4 protein-coding genes (1 of these 4 cut by a window edge) are annotated in these 24,306 nt (G+C 37.5%); all 4 read left to right on the forward strand.

Features of this window, described 5'->3' with window-relative positions:
* Window positions 1-16,477, forward strand: the 3' end of a protein-coding gene (locus tag PTUN_RS19820; RefSeq protein WP_040643465.1) for an Ig-like domain-containing protein. 21,464 nt of this gene lie to the left of the window's left edge; the window shows 16,477 of its 37,941 coding nt (coding positions 21,465-37,941); its start codon lies beyond the left edge, outside the window; it ends in the stop codon at window positions 16,475-16,477.
* Window positions 16,478-16,542: 65 nt separating this feature from the next.
* On the forward strand, window positions 16,543-17,367 hold the full coding sequence (locus PTUN_RS19825) for a peptidylprolyl isomerase (RefSeq protein ID WP_009836941.1): 825 nt from the start codon (window positions 16,543-16,545) through the stop codon (window positions 17,365-17,367).
* 8 nt (window positions 17,368-17,375) lie between these two features.
* Window positions 17,376-18,227, forward strand: coding sequence for a peptidylprolyl isomerase (locus PTUN_RS19830; RefSeq protein WP_009836940.1), 852 nt, complete (start codon window positions 17,376-17,378; stop codon window positions 18,225-18,227).
* A 40-nt stretch (window positions 18,228-18,267) separates the two neighbouring features.
* The gene (locus PTUN_RS19835; RefSeq protein ID WP_232284965.1) at window positions 18,268-24,303 is read left to right on the forward strand and encodes a thrombospondin type 3 repeat-containing protein; all 6,036 of its coding nucleotides are present in this window, start codon (window positions 18,268-18,270) and stop codon (window positions 24,301-24,303) included.
* The last annotated feature ends 3 nt before the right edge of the window (window positions 24,304-24,306 follow it).

Below are 24,306 nucleotides of genomic sequence, written 5' to 3' on the forward strand. Positions count from 1 at the left end.
TAAATTAGGTGTTGACGTACAAGATGCGATTGCTTATGCAGATCGGTTAGTCGTTCTTACTAATGGCCAAACGCTAACTCTTTATTCTCAAAAGACACTTCAAATTGTTGGCGAACCTTTGCAATTAGATCGCACAGGGTTTACAGATTTGGAGGCAAATAATAATCGTTTGTATATCAAGTCATCGAGTCAGCTTAGCTTAGTTGATATGGCCGACATCTATCAAAATAACTTATTAGAAATTGCGCAAACCACGAGTGTTGGTTCAGATAACTTAGTGCAATTAAATGGTGAGTTAAGTACTTGGTTTAATGGTGATAAAGTTGTTTTATCCGATGTGGATTTAGTTGGGCAAGAGCTGGTACTAAATACTCTTTCTAAGGTCATTTTTGATAACAAAGTAACACAATTAATGTTTTCCGAAGAAAATCTCTGTGCTTTGAATCAGCTAAATACGTTAAGTTGTACCGCGGTACCCCTACTTAATATTACTGGCTCGCCTACTTCTGTTATTACAGCTAGCCAACAAAGCATTTACTTTGATTTAGTAATGGATGAAGCAGCATGGCAAAAGGCATCATTATCATTAAAGCAAGGTGGTAACTCAGTAGCTGGGTACAGTGAAGTATTCGATAATCGCCTTACATTTACGCCGTATAGTCCTGGTTTTGTCTTCGGAGATAAACTCATAGCTAGACTTCATGCTTTTCCTGAGCAGAGTATAGATGGTGGTTATGTTAACTTTGATTTGCCATATTACTTTGTAACTCATCCTATTTTTGATATTCAGCCGGCAAAATTAGATTTTATTTACCCAAATACCACGATTACAACAAGACCGACAGATTTCACTATGTTTGGTGAATACTTAGATGCAATCACATCTATTCAAATCGGTGATTTATCGTTAGATCCTTCTCAATTTACAGTTAATGAACATGGAACCGAAGTTTATTTTTCGACCATTTTTGCTAATGCGGGCCCTTTAAGTGTTACAATTGGGCATAATCAGCATACAGATACTTTATTAGCTGCAATTAATGTCTCAGATGCAATTTCAGTGACACATTTAACGACAGATAACATTAGAGGAAACTCTAAGTTATCTGATAGCGGTGGTAATAAAGTACAGGTTCAAGGTAAAGGCTTATCCGGTGATCTGCAGGTATACTTAGTTGCCCCTAGTTTAGCCGAAGCCCCATCTTTATCGACGAGAGTCGATTATTTACAACTAGGGCAAGGATTCTCATTCATTTCGCCTTCTGTTTATCCTGATGTGCTTTATGAATTGGTTATTGTTAAACCGAGTACCAAAGAGAGTTATACAGCGCCGATCCAACTTGAAGCCATAGATGATACGGCTCCAAAACTCATTTCACAGACGCAATTAAGTTATGCAAACGCTTTAACTTTAATATTAGATGATGAACTGGCAGTTCCGAAAGTAAAAGTTATACGTGAAAACCATGATTATAGAACTCTAAAATCTGTTGATGTAACGAACCAATTTGACCTTAATATTATTGGTAGAGAACTAGAACTTAAGTTAAAACCATCTAATCAGTTACAAGATAATAGCCGCTATTTCATTGAATTAACCAATATCCGAGATACAGATAATAACCTTGCAGTGGGAACAGGTTCAGAACCTGGGGTTTACTCTCAGACTTTAGAAACACATGATTCTCTTGCTCCACAAGAGATATCAGTAGTTCGCCACATTGATAGCCAGGAAGTTAATCTGGCTATGAATCTGACTCGAGGACGTCAATACCGATTTGATATAACTGCGATAGATAATTTATCTACTCAGCTCAACTATGAAGTACAGATTAGCTATGATGGTGTTAACTTTTCCGATTATTTAGCGCTCAAGAAAGAGGGGCTAGTCTCGTTTGTTCAGGTGCCTATCGATCAAAAGTTCAATCAATTAGCACTGAAAGTTACAGTAAGTGACTCGCAGAGCAACCGTAGTTTCAAAACGGTGCACGCTGCTATTGTTGAGCCGACAATTGATGTATCAGACTTAGTAACGACACCTGATAAAGTTGAAGAAATAAGTGCTGCCATAATTAGTTTATCAATCATGGGTGATTTTGATTTAGTCACTTCAGTTGATTTGAATGTGAATAATAAATGGTATCGAAGCCAATATGATCAGACAGCAAAAGAGGGGTGGGTTACTCTCAATTATCAAAATCCAAGCTTAAAAGCTATTGCCCCATCAAATGATATTACTGTCGTTGCACGGATTTATTATGGCTATCAGGGAGTGAAAGAAGTTACGCGTTCTTATGCGCTTTATAAAGATGCTACAGCTCCGACAGTGGAGATTGTGACACCTAAAGATGGTGATAAATTACCTTTAGGCGAGCAGGCAGAGGTCGTAATCCAATCATTTGATAAATATGGAATAGAGCATGTTGAAGTGTCAATTGATGGCGCACCTTATCAAGAAGTTGTGATACCTAATACCTATAGGTTTACTCCTGATGCTGCTCAAACAGTCACCTTACAAGCAAGAGCAAATGATCCAAATGGTAATATCGGTTATTCACAAAAAATTACGATTACCAGTTTTGATCCTTCACAAGGCGAGCCTGAATTAGCGATTTTATCTCCTTCTAATGGCGAACAATTTCGAGAAGGTCAGCAAATCGAATTAGAGGTATTAATGCGTCATATTGATAAGGCTTCTTTAGCTATGTATATCGGAGCAGATCCAAGTGATGTTAGTAACCCTCAGCCTGTTGATATTATCCGTAGTTCAGATCAGAGTAGTCGATTTAAATACAGTATTGAATTGCCACATGTTGATGAAAATGTAGTCGTCTTACTTGAGTTAACGAGTGATGATTATATTGCACGTAGTTTCATTAATGTAATTGAAGATAACGAAATTAATGAAGATATTGCTTTAACTATCTGGCCAAGTAAGCAATTACTAGCAGGCACTGGATTACGTATAAGTAGTCATATTCCAGAGTTAATGACTGATTTTAGTCAGAATTCAACGTTGCTGATCAATGAGATAGGGCTTGAAAATGAGATCCCGTTAGCACCACAAGACACGATTGTTGAAACCAACACCAAACCTGGTCTAATAACGATTTTTGCTAAATTACAAGACTTGTCTGGTAATGAGAAGTTACAGACAGAACAACTTGTTAAAGTACCATATCGTATAAGTGATAAAGAAGTAATTGCGAATTACGCTTCCGAATCTGGTTATTTAATCGATGTTGTATCGATTAAAGAGAATATTGTCCGAGCGATAGGAAACCAAACGGGAGGCTTTAGTATATTTAATGCTGATGAGCTTATTTATCAGCAGTTACAAGGCCGACTGATTACTATGGAAAAGATAGCTAATCGTATCCATTTGATTATCGAAAACAATAATCAAGTCCAAGTGAGTCAATTATTATTAGATCACCAGAGCATTTCAGATCCAATTCCGGTTTATGGTGAGATTTTAGCATTGGGTGACGATTATGTTGTCACACATCAAGGAAAAGCAATATCAGTTACCTTATTGCAGGGGCTCGGTGTTCCGGTAATTGGTTATCAAACTGATTCTGAGATTAAGGATGTGTCAATTTACCGCGATCTTTTATGGTTATTAACCAGCGATTCACTTGTTTCATTTAAGTTGAATCGGGAAACTTTGGCGCTTGAGAGAGTATCAAGTTATGCCATGGCAAACGGGGAAGGTTTAGCAGTCGATGCCAATGGTATTTACATCTTTCAATCATCCTCATTTAGTTATTATGAAGTTACTTTACAAAATGAACTGGTAGAAGTGACAGCTAATATACAGCTTGATGCAACAATAACAGAGACAGTGATCGACAAACATTATGTGTGGGTGCAACTTCAAGATCCGCAATTAAAACGGTTTTGGTTAGCGTTACGGCAAGGAAATGCCATGGGGGTGCTAGATTGGCCTAGTTCTTTAGCAATTCATGGTGAGTATGTTTATCAGTTTAATCATAATGAGTTGATTAAGTTTGCTACCGTTAAGACTAATTTAGATTTGGCTGTTATTGAATTAACAATGGTTAATACAGGAGTTATTTTAAGCAATATATCAGCTGAAATTACAGGTTCTGAGTTACAAATTACAAACCAGAATGATGAACAATTGACAGGGTATTGGCTTAATAAGGATAGTTTATTTATTACTGCGGCAGAGTTGTCTCAATCTGAATCAATCATTTTGACAGGTGCTGATGAGAGTACTTCAGTAATATTCAATTTATCCTTAAAAGATGAACCTCTTAGTAATAGCATGAGCGTAAATTTAAACTCCGTTATTGCTGAACAAGCAGCAGTTAATTTACAGTTAAATGCGAATGCTCAAGTAGCAGAACAAATTGAAATTAGTCCAGTTACTGACCATATAATTACCCCTACAGGGTATGCAGGGTGGTTAACTGTATCGCCAAAAAATACTCAACTGGTTGTTAAACAAGGCGAGACAAGCTTATTTAATCGCTTAATTCAATCTCAAACTAATAAGCAACCAGAGGGAAGTTTTGTTCTCTCATCGCCACAAAATAATAGTCAATATACTGAGGGTGAACTTGTTCATGTTCGTATGTTAGCTAGTGGTTATCAGCTTGACCGGTTTAAGTACTCACGTATTACTCTTCTTGATTTTAATGGTAATGAATTACTCAATTTACTCAGTAACACTGTTGAAGTAGATCAATCCTTTAAATTGCCAAAAGTAGATCGACTCGATACATACATTATCCGAGTTCGTTCTTACTTTGGCGATAGTTATAACTTCGTAGAGCGTACATCAGGGATTAAGGTGGTTCCGTTACGCCAGAAAATAGCTGCTTCTATCATAGGGATTGCCGATAAAGCCTATGTGGGTAGTCAAGTTGTACTGGCCACATCGGGGCAGTTGACTGCAAATATCGATGTTAAAAATAGCTCCGGGGCATTAATTGCAAGTGGTATTGCACCATTGACATTAATAGTGCCGACCACAGATAAACTTTTAGTGAATGCCTATCTTGAGGATGGTTTAGGTAATCAAGCGCAATTGACTAAAACGGTCCTCGTAGATGCTCCTTATTCAGTCACTTCAATTAATGCAAGTACCAGTTTTAATCATTTATTAAAACACCCAATAGAAAATTATCTATTATCAGGCAATAGTTTGTATCAGGGAGGGGATTTACTAAACCGATTCGATGGCGAAGTATTAAGTGCTGAGCCGTTACACGATCGGTGGATTTTATCATTGAAAGATACCGGTCTTGCGTTTGTTGAATCTGAAAACGATTTTGATGTACTTGGGTATTATTTAACTCAGGATAATATTGTTAAAACAATGGTTATCGGCGAAAAATTGATGGCTATCACAGAACATGACCAGTTAAAAAGCTTTGATATTAAAGCGAATAGTCTAGTAATTTCAGAAGAGCAAATTTCATCAAATACTGTAGTAATTGATATGGTATTTGATGGGAAGTCATTGTGGTTAATAAATCAAGATAGTCTTTCACAAGTCGATTTAGCATCTATGAGTATCGTACAAAATCATTCAGCTAAAGGCGAATTGCTTGATATTGCGTTGGTCGGGCAACGTATTGTTACAACCAGTGCTGACGGAACAATCTATGTTGCAAACAACTCCGGCGTGTCAGAGTCGGTTTTCTTGGGTATGTCGTTAACACAGTTATCAGTGTTTGGTGATGAGCTTTGGGCTATCAATGCACAAACCAATCAATTAATAGTAATAAGTTTTGATCAAAGTGAGCCTTATATTATTGCTCGGTTTAACTTAAATGCACCGATTGAAAATTTCACGATAGATAAAAATACATTACTATCAGCAACGGGGGCGCGTTGGGCTATTAACCATCCCTTATTGACAGAATATAGTTCAATTTATCGTTCTTCGTCATTTAAAGGAAGCAGCCAAGATGTTGCTTTGGTTAATGGGGCTTTGATTTCAGCTAATCAGGGTTATGCTCTAACTCGTGATATAGGATTACCTCATAAGCTTGAGCGCGAAGCATTTCCTGGTGAGTATGCGGGTGATTTTCGCGAGCTTATACGTTTTGAAGATGAGCTTTTTAGTATAGATAAAACCAACGGACATTTATATCAAATTAAGACTGGGCGGCTTTCGCACAGTAAAAAATTAGGTAAATTTAGTGATGTCACAGCGATTACAGTCTCTGAACAGTATTTATATATTGCTTCAGTTGACCGCGTTACAATTATCACCCGCGAAGGAGCGTTTGTATATCGTCTTCAGATTGCTGCTGGTGAAACAATCACTGCAATGCACAACGCCCACAATGGACTCTATGTTGCCACGCTTGAAGGTAAGTTGTATTTTGTTCAACATGGTGAAGCGCCGATTGATGAATTCAGCATTATTATCAAACCAGTGTTAAGTGGAGATACCTATTATACTGACATCAAATCGGCGGGTGACATCCTTCTATTAAGCTCTCATGAGGGATTACATCAGTTTAATGTCAATACTCAAGCATTAGCACTTAAAATTACAGGTGCTATTGATGATGTGAAAATACAGCACGGCTTAATTTGGTTTATAAAAAATAATCAATTGTTTACGACGTCTTTATTGTTACAACAAAGTCAGATTAACTTAATTTATACTTCGATGGCAGAACTTGTTGCTCTGGATGTATGGCAGAATCAAGTCGCTTTAGCACTCGGTACACAAGGGGTCGAACTTTTATGGGGCCATAGTGTAAATAAAACCTCAATTGCAGATTTAGCGAGACCATTTAGCCAAACACGGTTTGAACATGGTCAATCTATTGATTTAAGTTTAGCCAATACTCAATGGGTGGATAGTGTTACGTATCGTATTAATGATATCGTTGTCGCCCGCTCGCAACGTCCTCCATTTGAAGCCCAAGTACCGCTTCCAAGTGGGCTTAAAAATGGTCAGCCTTTTAGTATCACAGCTGAGACTATTGATCATTTTGGACAGCGTATTATTGGTCAAAGTCGCGGTATGTTATTACAAAGTAAAACATTGCCAGCTAATCCATTTAAAGTTTCTTTAGACTTTAAAAATCCGAGTTATGTGCCACAAGCACTAAAGATTCAAGCAAATGTTACAGATTCATCTGAAGATATTAAACAAGTTGAGTTTTTCCTCGCAGATCAGATTGATGGCCCTTATAAGCTAATTCGGAAGCATTATGGTCCGGAGTTTATTGTTCGCAATAATTTTGATTTGGCACAAAGTGGTCAGTTTATAAAAGCTCGCGCAATTGATACTTTTGGTAATGTTACTGAATCAACACCTTCGTCAATAGAACGTTTACTTGATAATCAAAAACCCATCTTAGGCCTAAATTTACTATCACCTTTGCAACATAATGAACGGGTAACAACCACTCACCCATACCAAGTTGAGATAAACATCAGTGATTTAGGTAGTGATGTTGCATTGGCTTTATTAAAACGTGATAGCAAAGTGATCTGGGCTGGTTTCGAGAGTCAAATAGTTCGTATAGATCAGAACGCCTTTAGTACTGGAGATAATTATCAATACACATTAGAAGTGACCGATCATGCTAATAATAAGTCAGAGGCTTCATTATTAGTTAAAGTTGTTGAAGATTCGGCACCTGTTATTAGTCAAGTAATTAAACCCAATACTATATTAGAGCAGTCTCACTTTAGTATTACGGTTAAAGCACAAGATGATATTCAATTGAGTGCTATTGAAGTACAGTGGCCAGATTTTACAAAAATCCAGCCAGTTAATAACCGTTCTGCAGAGCATACGTTTACGATTTTTGATTACCGCATGAAGCGTTTAACTGGGCAAATTAACCAACCCATTATTGTTCGTGTTTACGATGATCAGCAGCAAGTTACTGAATATTCAGTATCAATTTCTGTCACGCCAGATAGAGCTCCAGAATCCTCTTTATCTTTATTAGAAGCACCAATTAGTGCGATTTATGGTCGTCAAATTAACATATCTGTTAATAATTTAAATGTTGTAGATGATGCGGGTTTGGATGGGTTATCAGTTGATCTATTGGTTTATCATAATGATAAGTTAGCGCAAACAAAGGCAATTTGTCATCCAAACAATTGGCGTAGTTGTTATAGTTTTGAGCGAACAAGTATTAAAATACCAAGCCAGTCTATTGAGCAAGATACCTTATATTTAGCGCTTAAATTGACCGATAGATTAGGCCAGAGTAATGTGAGTGATAAATTAGCCATTGCTTTAACCCAACAGCCAAATGCAATAGTGTTAAGTAATGACTTTGATAATGCTAATTTATCAATGATTAATACTGGTATTGCTGCAGAGTTTGCTTTGAGGGTTAAAGATATTGCAAATCGCAATGTCGCTTTACAAAGAGTTGAATTGACACTGATGCAACAGGGTCGAAGTGATGTGCTTAGTTCTATTATTCAGGTAACAGACGTCGATGGAATCGCTCACTTTACTATGAGTACCGAGCAATTGTTGGCGGAGAATTATACTGTGTCAGCTAAGTTAGTTGATTATCCTGCAATAACTCCTTTATATTTTAATTTTGAAGTTCTACCTGGTGAGCCGCAGACAATACAGGTAAATCATATTGCGCCGACAAAGGCTAATGAAGCATTCGCTGTAACATTGACACTAGTTGATAGTGCTGGAAATATAACTACACAAGTTGTAGAACAAACGGTGTCTTTAGCTTTCAGTGATAGTGATTTCCATTTCGCATTTTCAGACAATATCAGAATTAGCTCACGATTAGATGCCAATGGTCTCTATCAAGGAGAGTTAGCTCGTGTAATATTACGAAATGGTGTAGCCGAAATTATGGTAGAGGCCTCAGAAAAAGCTGGGCAATATTATATGGAGTACTTGGCGCAACCAGCAGAAGCTTTTACCCTTAAATACCAAAATCAAGTGGACGGTGTCTATCAAGTTACGACATCCATTCCGGTGATGGTTGGTGCAAATACACCTCAGAAACTTGCGTTTGCTATCACAGACATTATAAATCACCCCCAAGGTCGAGTCGAAATACTAGAAGTTGATGAGCAAGTCCAATTTGATGTTCGCCTTACCGACGCTTATGGAAATGGAGTCACTCATTTAATTGAAAATGACGAACTTGTACCGGCAAATAGTTATCTGAATTTAGTGACATCAGGTAGTGGTATATTGAATAACGCATCAGCCTTTGAACAAATAGGACTTGTTTTAGGTCAAGCGAATGTGACAGTGAGCACTAATAAGGTTGAAGAAGTCATAGTTTCAATTAGTTCTTTGGAAAAATCATGGCTAATAGATACCTCATCTGAGCTGTTTCTAACGTTTGAAAAACGTTTACCAGCAATAACAGAAGTCTATTTTGAGCAAGTTACAGATAATGATATTACTCCTATGCTCATCGACTTTAATGAAGCGATTGCAATGGGGATCAATAATGATTGGTTGACAATTACATTAGATGGGCAGCCAGTCATGGGAGAATTTGAACTTAGCTCTGATACTCAGGTTAAGTTTACTCCAAATGATGCTCTAATATTGGCTAAGCAATATCAAATTACTACTCTAAATTCTGGACTCTATGGTAAGGATAACGAAGATAATCTGTTACCTCAGACCTTACTGCAACATAGCGCTGATATTGCACTTCCAGAGCAAAGCATGGGTTATATTTTATCAGAAGGTCTAACCAGTGTTGAATATATAGCAGGAGAAGGAGTATCAATTCATCCTTATTTAGTAGCTCAAGTAAGGCTAGATAATAATGTATATGAATATAATTTAGAAAATAGCACATTCAATGCTCCGCTCGTCACATCTGAGCAAGAAGGGCAACAAGTTGTTGTTTCACTCGAGTTTATAGCTTTAGAGATACCATCTCTTCAAAGTGAGTTATACACAGCCTCAAGTACTGAATTGACAGTAGCCAATCGCCGTACATTTACACTGTTAACTTTAAGTGGTGATTTCGATGGGGATGGTTTAAACAATGAACTTGAGCATCTGTTAGGCTATCACCCATTAAAAGTAGATAGTGATGATAATGGTTTATCGGATGGTCAGGAGGATTACGATAACGACGGCCTGGATAACTTAACAGAGTTATTGTTAGGTTCAGATATACGCAACCCAGACTCTGATGATGATGGTGTAACTGATGGTGTTGAATACCAATGGGGGTCAGATTTATTAAGTGCTGATTCAGATAATGATGGAATTGAAGATGCGATTGAAATTGCCTCAGGCTCTAACCCAACAGACGCTAATGATCGCGCTATTAAACCTGAATTTGTTACCAGTGTACAAGTGACACCAAAAGAGGTTAGTTATAACTTAAACAGCCAAACAGATGATATTCGCCTTACTATTATGGCTTCTATCATGGTCAATGGCCGCAGTTATCTTGTGGATGTTAGCGATGCTGGCTTCTTTGATTTAATTTTTTCATCTAGTGATGAAGCAGTCGCTATTGCGTCGTATCAAGGTTTCACTCCACTTGGTAATGGAGAAGCTGTTTTAACCGTACATTTTGGTGCCCATAGTGATACATCCAAGCTTAAGGTTAGTGAAGTCGCGAATTTAGGCCATGTCATATGGCAAAATGAAACCGTGATATTAGATCAACCATACTTTGCTGATTCAATTACTGTAATTGGGGATGTGTCTGTCACAGTCAATGGACCTCTAACCGTCAATGAGAATATGAAGCTTAATGCAGGTGCTGAACTTAACCTTGCTACTGAGCAGTTAACGGTTAAAGGCAACTTAAATATTGGAGAGAGCACTGAACTAAGGGAAGGTTACCTAACACCGTATGTCGAACAAGAGTTTGAGCAATGGGACGAATTCCTTATTGATGTAAAAGGGAGCGATCTAAATCCACGGTTAGCACTTACATACATGAATGGTTCTTTATCATTCCAGTTGTATAAACAGCATGAAAATGGCGATTGGGAATGGATATGCACAGATTATTACCATCCTGAATCCGAATCAGAGAGACCACAAAGCATTAATAGACTTAATAGTGGATTAGAATCTAACAACTCAGAGTATGAGTATGAAATTGAATGTGAATTTGCAACAGCTGGCATTTATCGCGCAGAACTAAGTTATGGCGAATGGCCAACTTATGTTAAAGGTGGTTTAGTTTATTTAACAGATGATGCAGAGCCTATTCTACCATCATCATTAATCCTCGATAGCCCAGAAGGTTTAATTGTTGAGGGTGAATTAATATTAGCTAACGGTGAGTTAGTTAACTTGAAAAATAACATAGATATCAGTCAAAATGTTTTTGTCTCTGGTCAAAGTCGTATTGCTGCTGCTAATCTGTTAGTTCGAAGAGATCTAACTATTAGCTATGGATTTGTTAAGTTAGCAATTACAGGTGAAATTAAAGTCACTGGTAATATGAGTCAGCACGGGTTGCTAATAGCCGAACCAGCTAACCTAGAGACTTTTGAACTTCACCCAATTAATTTAGTGATAGGGCAAAAACTAACCAGCACTCAGTCTTTAGTCGTTGAAGGTGCTGGTTATCCTGTTGGATATGGGGTTAACTTTATTCAAGACCATTGTCTTGGTGCACACGCAGTTGCAGCAACACCAGAGTGTACATATGGTTTTTATCAGCAACCTCAATTTGCGGGTTCTGGCGGTCAAACCAGTGCAGGAGGCGGTTTGATTACTATCAATGCAAATCGAATAGAGGTCGATCTCATTCAGCCTTGGCTCGTAATAGGGAATGAATATGTTTCATCACCAGATTACCCTGAACCATATGGTCTAAATGAAGAGTTTGAAGGTAACTTCTTCCCTGGCGCTGGTGGTAGTGTATTTGTTAATACAGGCCAATTAGTGACAAGTGAACAAACAAGGCAGCTAGTTTACTCCGATTTATCTTATGACAAGATTAATTCTGAGTGTGATGGCGAATGTCCAAGAGCACAGCAACATCTAGAAGTAAATCTTAAGCAAGCGGAAACTCAAGAAACTCCAACGTATTCTAATGGCCGAATTGCGTTTTGGTATGACAGTCTAGAAGTAAATCTTGATTTGAGTGAGCCACCACAGGGACCACAATCGGAGAATGTTTTTACTCCAAAAATAGGGACGGGAGAGCCGTTAAGCTCGATTGAAAAGCTTCATTTACTTTTAAGTATTGACTACGATAGATATTTATATTCTGAAGATAGGAATTTGCATTCGTTGTATGTACGCGATAAAAAAACGCTACAAGAATTTGTATTAGTTGGCAGACCTATAGAGCAAGCTAAAGATCGTCCCCAATTATCGAATAGACAAGATCAGAGCCTAAATCAAGTCGTTAATAGTAAGGTTGAGCTAGACAACGACGATCTTGCTCAGCCAAGACAGCTTGAACAATTAAACAATCTATCTGGATTTGTTAATTACTCAGCGATAGCGAAGCAGAAGGTAACAGAGGTTGAATCATTGGGTGAGCATCAATACTTGATCACTGTTGAGGGCGATCCTTGGCAATTAAATACCGCAGAGTTAGCAAAAGAGCTAAGTGGACGAAAAGTGCGTTTATTCAGTTTCGATAGCAGTATTATCGATGCCAAAGTGGTGCGTAACAGCTCAAATAGTGTGATCGTTACGCCATTAAATCTATCCGATGACATACAAAGTATATCTAGCCTTTCAGGCCTTCATACTTTTGAACTCCTATCGTTAGAAAATACATCTGCAAATTTCCAAAAAGAGATTATTGAAGCTCAATCTTTAAATATGTTTGAAGCGGAGCTTGTAACGGAGCAAATTACTGAGCAAGCCATCAAAGATTTTTTTACTGAATATGAACTTAACCGTATTAGCCTTTTTGTTAATCAAGATCTCACAATCGAATCTTTTAACCAAATTGGACAATCATATAAAATAAATATTTATGCAAAAAATTTAACGCTAAAAGATGGAATACCAGACGGGGTGTATAACCATTTTGCGGCAAGTGAAAACTTAATATTCGATACAAAAATGAGTGATGGATATCAGCTTTCTCTTTTTGCGGGTGATACCTTAGTCATTAACCAGCCAATTGAGAACGTCAGTGATAATAAATTCTTTGGTAAGAATATAAACGTCAATGTAGCTATGGAGTTGGGTTATGGTAGCCATTGGCATGCAGAAGAAGCAATTCATTTTAATGAGGGTTGGCAATTTATTGATAGTTCTACTCATATAAAGTTTAATGCACCCAAGGGTATTTTTGTTAATAAGGCATCTTTAATTGCAGAGCAGACCGAAATTCAAACTGACTCAAATATTACATTTGAAGCAAACTTAGTTTTGGGTGATGTAATGACGGAATCAACTGGCAACTTTTGGATAAGTGGAAATGGCAATATTACGGTAAACGGAGACGTACTCGCTTACTCGGCAGACTTTAGGCTGCAAGGACAACAAAATTTTATAGTTAATGGCAATTTTATTAGTGAAGGGTATCTGTTTTTTTATAACAATGTAGAGAAAGTTTCTTCAATCCAAATATTTGGTGATTTTAAGGTTGATAATCACTTTCAAACGGAAAATATAGGGAAATTCTTTGTGCAAGGTGATTATCAGACGGGTGATTTTACAAGGTTTAGTAATGTTGATGAATTTGAAATACAAGGTAAAACAACGTTTAATCAGTACATAGACATAAATAGTGATAATACTTGCCGTTTTGGTGATGATGTGACTGAAACGAAAGGCACATATACACAGATTATGTGTAGTGATGGAGTTGAATTTGGTCGTGATGTAAATAGCCATGATGGGATTCGAATTAAAGGTGCGAAACGAGTTGAGATTGCTGGCGATTTGAAATTCGATTCAAGTCGTAATGGAGGTTATCTTAATTTTGCTGTTGAAGAAGGAGTCTTTATTAAAGGGAATTTATTAATACAAGATAATGATTCATTTAATATAACCGATATCAGTGGTTCAAACCGAGCTATTAGTGAACTTACTGTTGCAGGGGAAATAACTGTGGGTACTGATGGAAGCATTCAATTTATTCAAAATGATAGCTCGGCTGATTTTAAAGGTTTAATAAGTTATAAGCATGGGCTCGAAAAAATCGACTTAACACAATGTGTAGGGGTCGAATGCCCTTTAAAATCAATCAAACAGTATGAAATAAATGCCCAATCAATGACGCTAAATGGTCGGCTTCATGGCAACATTGTTACAACTGTTGGCCAATTAACTGGCTCGGGTCAAATAGTAGGTGCAGATCAAGTCATTTTTAATGTTGAAGAGTCGAATTCACAATTTAATAGTTGGGTTAATGGGACCATATTTTTACAAAAAAGCAATGAGGAGCTGGGCCATTTAACCATTGATAATGGTAGCAGTGAAGACCCAATATTTTATCCTATGGTCTCGTTGCCTATTGTGGGTCAACATATTATTACTCAAATAGAGAGCAAAGCCAGCAATCAGTGGCAAGTGACAGTTAATAATGCTAATTGGTCACTAAAACAAGACTATTTAGGTTTTAGTATCAGTGGTGAATATGTCGATTTAGATAAAGACGATACAGACCATAGTTATTTGGAAATAATCTCTCATACCGCAAATACTTTTGTTGTTGAGTCCTCGACTTCATTAAATCATTATGTTGGCAAAACTCTTGTCGGAGTTCACGCTTTTGAAACTCTGAACTTAGGCAACAATACACGCTTTGATATAGGTGAGGATAAACTCGCAATCATGGATTTAGTTAACTCAGCAATTGGAGTAAATACGACTATGAAAATGGGCTTACAATCACCTGAAATTTTATCTTGGCTATCACAGTATAATGTTAACCAGTTAAAGTCTGTCCTTGAAATACCAAGTTTGAGGCTTGAAACCAATGAAAGGCAGTCTTTGGAGGGTGAACATCTTATTATTAATGGTGATTTGGATTTAGAAAGTAACGCGCAGCTAACATTGAATGTTGATAAAAGTATCCTGATCAAGGGAGACTTAATACTCAAGTCGGGAGCTAAGATTTTAGGTGGTTTTACTGATGTAGACATAGTGATAGAAGGTAATGTGTCGAGTGATGGTTTTTATGGTTTCGAAACTAAACCTAAGAGCGTCACAGTAAATGGCAACTATAATGTGAATTCATCAGAACAAATATTAAATATTGGTAAGCTCATTATATCGAATGACTTTATCGTTAATAGTGGTGCAAATATTAAATGGTCATTAGATTCTTTTGAAGTGAAAGGCAGTGTAAGGGTATCAACTGGTAATGATCAGAGTTGGTTGAAAATAGCGAATGATTGGTATATTGATAAAGATTTTGAGTTGTCACAGAGCGGTACAGTTCTTAGTTTAATGGTGGCGGGAACTACCAAGGTTAGTGGTCATATGTTAATTTCTGAGCAAACGAAGTTGACCTCAAATAGAAATCAGAGCAAGGGCATTAATTTAAATGTCGCTACCCTTTTTGTAATGCAGAATGCTGAAATAAATGTATCTGGAGTCAGTCGCTCAGGTACTAGTGATACAGGTTGTTATGCTGGTAATGCTAATTCAAATAGTGACTGTCATTACGGATATTTTAAATTAGCTAATCTAGCAGGCACTGATGGTGGCGCTTCACAAGAAAGTGGTGGTTTTGTGCAGATCACTGCGCTTGAAATGACCCTTAATGGTGCTATTAAAGCAAATGGTATTAACAATTATGGAAACTATATTGGGGGCTCTGGAGGCTCAATACATTTAAATACAGCTAAATTACTGGGACATGGTTCACTGGAAGCATTCAGTGATCACACATATCGTAGTTATATAGCTGGAAGTGGTGGTCGTATATCAATATATAGTAGCGATACTTCTAGTTTTGAAGGCGTATTACGTACTGTTGACTCTGATGTTACTCAAAAACTAGCACCAGCAGGTACGCAATTTATCGCAAATGACATTGGTGAAAACGGAGTATTGGTTATTGATAATACCCATTCTAATTCATCTATTTTTAATGGTAAATCGACTCCAATCCGTGGAGCGGGGACTCATCAAATTGACTGTGTTACAAATTTAGGCCAAAACCTGTGGCGTATTGATACAGATTGTTCGTCCAATGACACTATTCATTGGGTCGACTCAAGTGAGGATGAAAAGCGGAGTTTAATTGGGCGTGAGGTCGATTTAGATATTAATAACGATGCCGATGAAATCGTAAAAATAATTAGCAACGATAAGAACAGTTTAGTCGTTGAAACAAATCAAGATCTATCTAGTTATACTGGCGCTACTTTACAAGGCATCCATCGCTTAAAAGGATTGAAAATTCTTAATAGTGCTCATGTTGATTTTGGTAATAACCGCGTTGAAGTGAGTGATATAAATGACACAGAGATCACCCGCGATGTCATTATCAAACTTGGAGCAGCAAATAGTAAGTTGATTGAAAAGCTTAATAATTCTGGCGCAAATATTATTTGGCATTAGTCCCCTTTTTAGTGGATAATGTCAAAGTTAATATTTAGTTACATCTAAGTAGTTAAGGTCATGGAATGAAAATAATAATAAAAAAAATCAGTTTAGTAACCGTTTTAATTGGTAGTGTACTAACTCTTGGCTGCTCTGAACCATCTAATGAAGTTGCTAAAGTGGGGGAGAAGGTTGTTACAGCACAAGAGCTTGCCAACTATTTTGAGTTTAAACGTTTAGATGCTAAAAATACTGCTTTAGTTGAATCTGCTAAAAAGCAATACTTGAATAATTTAGCACTAGTACAAGCGATTGAATCACAAACAGAATATAGCGATGAAAAATTAGCATTTGAATTATTTGAAATTAAAAAGGATTTACTGCTTAATCGCTATTTCAACCAATATTTAGAACAAGTCGTAACTGAAACTGACATGCGTAATTATTATGCACAAAATCAAGAGCAATATCAGTCACAACAGGCAAAAGTGTCCCATATTTTATTACGAGTTAATCCTGCTGATGATGAAACAACTCGTCAAGCCAAATACAGCAAAGCGGTTGAAGCGTATAGTAAAATTAATACGGGATCTGATTTTTCAGTTGTCGCGCAAAGTTTATCCGAAGACCGAGTTTCAGCAAAAAAAGGTGGTCAATTAGGTTGGATTAAAGCTGGAGCTATAGGTGCAACTTTTTCAGATACAGTTTTCAATCAGTTGAAGGCTGGTCAAGTCTCTGAACCAATTCTTACAGACTTTGGTTATCATGTTATTTTGCTCGAGCAAGAGCCTAAAACTGTTAAACGTTCATTCGAATCAGTACAAGGTAATATCAAGCGTTCGTTACGAAAAGCAGCTAAAGATGCTGAGCTTGCACGATTACAATCGACAGTTTCAATTACTCTATAGGCTAATTCATGCGCTATTTAATCTTCATAGCTCTGGGGCTATTGAGTGGGTGTGATCTGTCTGATAAGCCTTCACAAATAAATTCCTCCACTGAACTAAAAGAACAACTTGTTAAAGTAAATAATGAGATCATAACAACTTCTGAGCTTGATGTTGTTATGGAGCAAACATTCGGTAGTTATGCCTCGTTACAGTTGGGCGAGTTGGGACAAAAGAAAGTTCTTGAAAGCATCATTATTAAAAAGCTAATGGCACAATCACAGCTGGCTTTAATGTCAACGGATGAAATTTATGAACTTGAACTCGCTATGCGTATTCATCGTGATGAGTTATTAAGTAAGCGTTATATCCAAAAGAATATTAGTCCTGAACCTGTCTCAGATGAAATGGCACTGAGTTATTATGAAAAAAACTTGGCAGATTTTGGCCAAAAAACTACACGAAAATATCATTTAGTTCGTTTAAATATCAGCAAAGGGCAATCACCTGATGCGGCACAAACAGTACTTGAGCAGTTTTCTGATACTGCAGATTGGCAAAGCTTGAGTATAAACACAGTCTTTGATGGTCAAACTGTACAGTTTTTTACTGGTCATCAAGCTGAAAAGGGACTTGATCCATTTTATCAAAATATTATTGCTAAGCTTGCAGTGAATGAAGCATCTGACAGTTTTAGTCTGAAAGGGTCGTTAATTAAACTCAAAGTTGTATCTGAACAAGTTAATAATGCTTTACCCTTCAGTCAGGTCCGCACTAAAATTAAGAAGTCACTCGCTCCATTACAACTTAAAAAAGCCATTCAAGAGGATGCGGCTCTGTTGAAAAAACAAGCCAAAATAACCCATTATGCTATGGACTAGCCCAATTAAAAATCTAAAACACCTATGTCATTTACTAATATTGAGTGGTTTAATAGTAGGCTGTTCTAAGTCCGATAATCAAACCGATACAATAGAACCTCCGGTTGATGCAGTGGTGTATCAGCAAGGTATTGAACTTGAAGATCCTCACGTTTCGCTCGCATACAAAGCCTATTCTTTTGTTGAAGAACAAGAACTTCAACCTCAAGATCTAATGAGTCAAACACCAATATTTAAGGGTGTAATGCCTTATCTTTCTTATCAACTTACTCAAACAAAACAGACACAAGGGTTTTATTTTAGTGGGTATTTTTATATAGATACAAATAGCAGCTTTTTGCTTGAAACAGGTTTAGCTGCATCGTATCAGCTGATAGTTAATCAGCGGTTGGTAGAACAAAATCAGCAGATCCACTTAGCAAAGGGTTATCATCTTTTTGAAGTGTATTTAGTTCGTCCTGATGAACAAATTCAACCACGGATTTTATTGACAAATCAGGCTTCAAATACAGTTATTGATTTAGCCCAACAACAATTATTTTTGCCTCAATCCATGATCGCCGTTTCTTTAAGTAATGCGCCTCAGTTAAATGACCCTCACAGCGGCTTTGCATACCAATATGTAGAAGCAACAAACCTCACTTTAGATACTTTACATAGTTATGAAATAACTGAAACTGCAAATGTAGAGAAAGTTACGGCTAATGTTCGCAATAGAAATGTTGATTATGGCTTAACATTCTCTGGCATGATGGATTTAGAGCAAGCGACACTCGTTAGCTTTCTATTGAACAGTAATTTTACTACGCAACTACAGATCGACAATGAAATAGTTATCGGTCCTCATTCATTGTCAGGCTCTGTAACACAATCCATCTGGTTATCTGCTGGGCGTCATCAAGTCACTTTGAGTCAAGTGGTCAATCAACACGATTTAACTTCAATCCCTTATTTATCACTTTCTTGGGCCAAAATTCAGTCTGATATGGTTGTGTTCGAGCCCCTTAGTGACCAATTTATCGAAAGTGAACGAGTGGTTGTAGAAGTCTTGGAACCTTCTGAACCGGATGAACACACAGAGCCAGGTGTCAATTTCCGATACTTTACAACATCAACACCTAATACAATTGAACAGGCACTCAATCATATGCCCAATAGAGCTGGGCGTCTCGATTCAATGCAAGCTAATCCACAATGGGCTAAACCGTATAGTATTTTCTATCAGGCTGAATTAGATGTAACAGAAGATGGCATAGTGACTTTTTATTTTGAAGATTATAAAGATATTGATGTGCAATTAGCCGGTAAAACAATCTTTTCAAGCTTAACATCTGAAATAGCACTAAAACCTCTTAATCAAGTGCCAGAGTCAATTGTAAAGGCTCCAAAAATACAAAAGTCATATTTTGTAAAAAAAGGGCGATACAAAATAGTTATTTTATATCGTGTAGGAGTTGATGGTCTGGTACCTACAATTAAAATTGCTTTGCCTAACTTTTTAGCGCGCTTACTTGAATATTTCGGTTTTTTAGCCCCGATAGTTGAGCCGGATACCGATCTAGATGGAGATGGTGTTCGTGATGCTGACGATGCTTTTCCAGAAGATCCAACCGAAAGTAAAGACAGTGATGGTGATGGACGTGGTGATAATAGTGATAACGATCGTGATGGCGACGGTGTTGAGAATGATGATGATGCTTTGCCTGATGATCCCAATGAGCAATCAGATTTAGATAACGATGGCATTGGTGATAATTCCGATCCTGACATTGATGGTGATGGTGTTATCAATGAACAGGATGACTTTCCTTATGATGCCACAGAAACTTTAGATACTGATGGTGACAGTGTCGGCGATAATGCTGATCCTGATAGAGACAATGATGGTATTCCCAATGAACTAGATGCGTTTCCTCTGGATAACTCTGAGTGGAGTGATCTCGATGGCGATGGTATCGGAGATAATAGTGATACTGATCGAGATGGTGATGGTGTTGCTAATAACGATGATGCTTTTCCTGATAATGCCAATGAAACATCTGATTTAGACGGAGATGGTATTGGAGATAATAGCGATTTAGATAGGGATGGTGATGGGGTATTAAACGAGTTTGATCAATACCCTGATGATCCGAGTAAATGGAGTGATAACCCTGAACTTGAAGACCGAGATGGTGATGGTATTCCAAATTCACAAGATGTATTTCCAGATGATCCCTCTGAATGGGCCGATACAGATAAAGATGGTATTGGTAACAATAGTGATCCCGATATAGATGGTGATGGAGTTATCAACGAAAATGATGCATTTCCATTAGATAGCTCAGAAACCTCAGATATAGACGCCGATGGCATTGGCGATAACTCAGATATTGATCGTGATGGTGATAGTTTCAACAATGAACTTGATGCTTTTCCAAATGATCCATTAGAGTGGGCTGATTTAGATGGTGATGGCATTGGTAATAATCAAGACATCGATCGTGATGGCGATGGTATCGATAACTCGCAAGATATTTTTCCTGATAATAAAAATGAATGGGCAGATCTAGATGGTGATGGCATTGGTGATAATAGTGATTTAGACCGTGATGGCGATGGTTTTGATAATAATGATGACGCTTTTCCTAACGATCCTACTCGTTGGCTCAAAGCCGTGGATGTTCGTTTAGTTAGTGAAATTAACTCTCAGGGTGTCATGCTTAATTGGTTTGCCTCAGATTCTGATAACGTGACGGGCTTTATACTGTATCGAGCTGACTACAGCGGTGAATTTGCTGCAATAGCCCAATTGCCCGCTACGCAATTTAGTCATCAAGACTCTAGTTTGATTGCCGATAGAGCCTATCGTTATATGCTCAAATCAGTCAGTAATGATAATACGTTAGGGCAAAGTGCCACAATTTATGTTTTAAACCTGACAGCACCTGCTGCATTGAGCAATTTAGTATTAACACATGATGGTAATACTATTGATTTATCTTGGAATGAGCAGTCTGGTGTGAATTATCAAGTAGCTCGTAAACAAAATAATTCGTGGCAATTACTAAATACTCTGACCACAGCACAGTTTAGAGATAGTAATCTTCAATATGATATCGATTATCAATACCGGGTTCGTGCAGTTAAAACTATCATCAATCCATTTGATAAAATGCCTTATCAAGCAATGGGTGAATGGTTTGAATCTGAACAAGTTTTATTAAAAAAAGCGCTCAGCATTGATTTTTTTAATGCACACCAGCGCCAAGGTAATCAGATCAGCTGGTTTATTAGTAAGGCGACTTCAGAAATAACCATCGAAGGGCAGTTAAATAATGGTGATGCGAGTAATCAGCTGATATTAACAAGTGGAGTTTTTTCCACAAAATTAACTGTTCAAAATGCACGCCCATTCTCGATAAGTCTCGATTTAACCCAAGGTAAAGAATGGCAACTTGCGGTCGACAATAATCCAAAATGGCAACAAGATTTGACGTTAGTATTTAATCATAATTCAACCAAGCCTATTATCACCCCTGATGCATTAGAGCTGACTGCGGCGACAGATACTATAAGTTTGCACGGAACGGTAAAAAGCGAGGCTTCTTTGAAGCAAATGTATGCATTCTCTGATAGGTTCCCATCAAGTTCATTTAATTTAATGACAAGTGCACAGGGGGATTATCAGGCACATGTACCTCTAAAAGAGGGACTCAACTTATTTACCTTAGTAGCAGTTGATAGACTTGAGCAACAAGCACAAGTCCAAGTTAAGGTTATACAAAGCGCATCACAAAAGCCGATTATTAAACTGATTAGTCATACTGATCAGCAAATATTAAGTTCCTCAACAGTCAATTTAGTGGCCGATATATTTACTCAATTACCTATAGATGGATTAACTTCTTGGCTTAATGGCAATCAAAATGGTCAACTTAGTTTTGTTAAAGAGGGCCACTATCGTTTAAATTTTGCAACGCTCCAACTTACAGAAGGTGATAATAACGTTGAAGCTATGGTTAAATCTGTCCAAGGGACAAGTATTGAAACAATCAAGCTGATATATTTGCCATTGGCAACTATGAACCCTCCTTCGCTCCAATTTAGTTCACCCACTCCAGGCTCTTGGCTTAATCAATCAAGTTTTTTTATTACTGGGATCATAGCATCTGAAGTGCCCCCAATATTAAAGGTTAATGGAAAAAATGTGTCGGTATATCAAGAGTCATTACAGCGCTATCGTTTTAGTTATGCTGCTGAACAAGCAGAACAAACTTGGATATTTATAGCAAGCAATAATGCCGGCGATACAGAGCAAGAAGTGAACTATTTATTTGATACACAAGCGCCGCAGCTGCAATTAACTCAAAATTGGCCTAAAGATTCGGTGGTAGAGTTAGTCAATAACCCAGTGACTATAAGTGGTTTGATTAGCGATCAGCAAGCCGTGACGTTGACTATCAATGATGCCGTGATTAATTTAACCCCAGGTAGCCAAAGTAATCAGTACGAATTTAAAACTGATGTCAGTTTGCCAAAAAATGAATCGCTTAAAATAGATTTAGTTGCAAGAGACTTTGCGGGAAATAGTACAGAATTTAGTACCACAGTTGTTAATAAGTCCACTGCTAAAATCAATATTATTGCACCACGAGAGCAGCAAGAATTTGTAATTGATGATCAATCTTTGAGTTTACAACTTGTAGCATCAATCGAAAATAGTGATACAAACAATATCGCTAAAGTCAGTATAGATAATCAAACTAGTGTTGACGTACCTATTGTAGCTGGTTATATAAATACGTCATTGCCTGTTGCTGTAAGTGATTCTGCACATACCCTCATAGTGCAGGTGTATGATAAAGATGGCACGTTAAGTGGTCAAAGTAGTGTGCAATTTACGGTTAAAACCAAAGAGAGCATTCCTTTGCAAATTATCGCAACAGCGCCACAGACCGACGATAAGCAAGCCGAAGCCAATGGTTTTATAGCTTTTTATTTTAATAAGGCTGTAGCACAGTCAGATATTTCAGTTGAAGTTTATGAAACCTTACATGGTAAGACTTATATTGATACCAGCGATATAACAGATACGTATTTGGATCAACCAGGTTATAAATTACAAGATGTGAATCGAGATAATGAACTCATAACAGGGGCATTATCGAGTTTACCTGGAGACCACAGTTATGCGTTTTATCCTGATCGCGAGTTTGGTTATGGCGCGTCTGTTCAGGTCAATATTAAGGTTAAAGATCAACAGATGGCACGTTTTGCGTTTAAAGTTGAGCCATTACCAACACTTATCCAAGGAAATATAAAAGATCAATTGTTTGTTAATGTCGCAAACGTCTCTGTAGAAATTAAAGAATTGGGTATTATTACTACAACTGATGACAATGGCATATACAGCTTCGGTTATGGCACACCGGAGTTAAAAAATTTAGAAACGGGTACGTATACCATTGAATTTAATGGTCTTAAGGCGCAAGCAGATTTTGGGAATTTCATTAAGCAGGTAGAGTTAACTCAAGGTTCTGAGCACAATTTAAGCGTAACGCAACTCCCCTTTATTGCCAAAAATGTTCCTTTTGCACCAATCGCTAGTTTTTTACCAAAAAGCGAACAGGCTGCTGGCGATATAATTTTTGATTTAAGCCAAGCTCAAATCAATCACAAAGGCCGCAGCAGTTTAATGATGCAGTTTACCACTCAAAACCTGACCAGTAGTGGCTTGAGTTTTGGTGTCGATATTCCAGTATTTTATTTAATGGCGGGCCAGCCGCAAGGTATTACAGTATCAGGCGATGTGTCACTGTCTATAACACCGGCTAGTTTTATGGGCAACTATAACTATTTACCGCCCAATGGTGAATATGTACCGTTACTCGCTCGTAAGCACCGCACTAACAAGCTTATTGTAGTTGGAGTGGCAAAGCTCAATAACTACATCTTGCAGTCACAAGGTCCAGTGCATTTAGAAATACTTGATTATATTGGTTTTGGCCGATTGCACCCTGAAAAACAGCCTCTTTTACAGCAATATGCACTAGGTGAACTCAGCTTAAAACAGCTGCAAGCTCTGCTAAATTAAAGG

The organism is Pseudoalteromonas tunicata (assembly GCF_002310815.1).
GTDB lineage: Bacteria > Pseudomonadota > Gammaproteobacteria > Enterobacterales > Alteromonadaceae > Pseudoalteromonas > Pseudoalteromonas tunicata.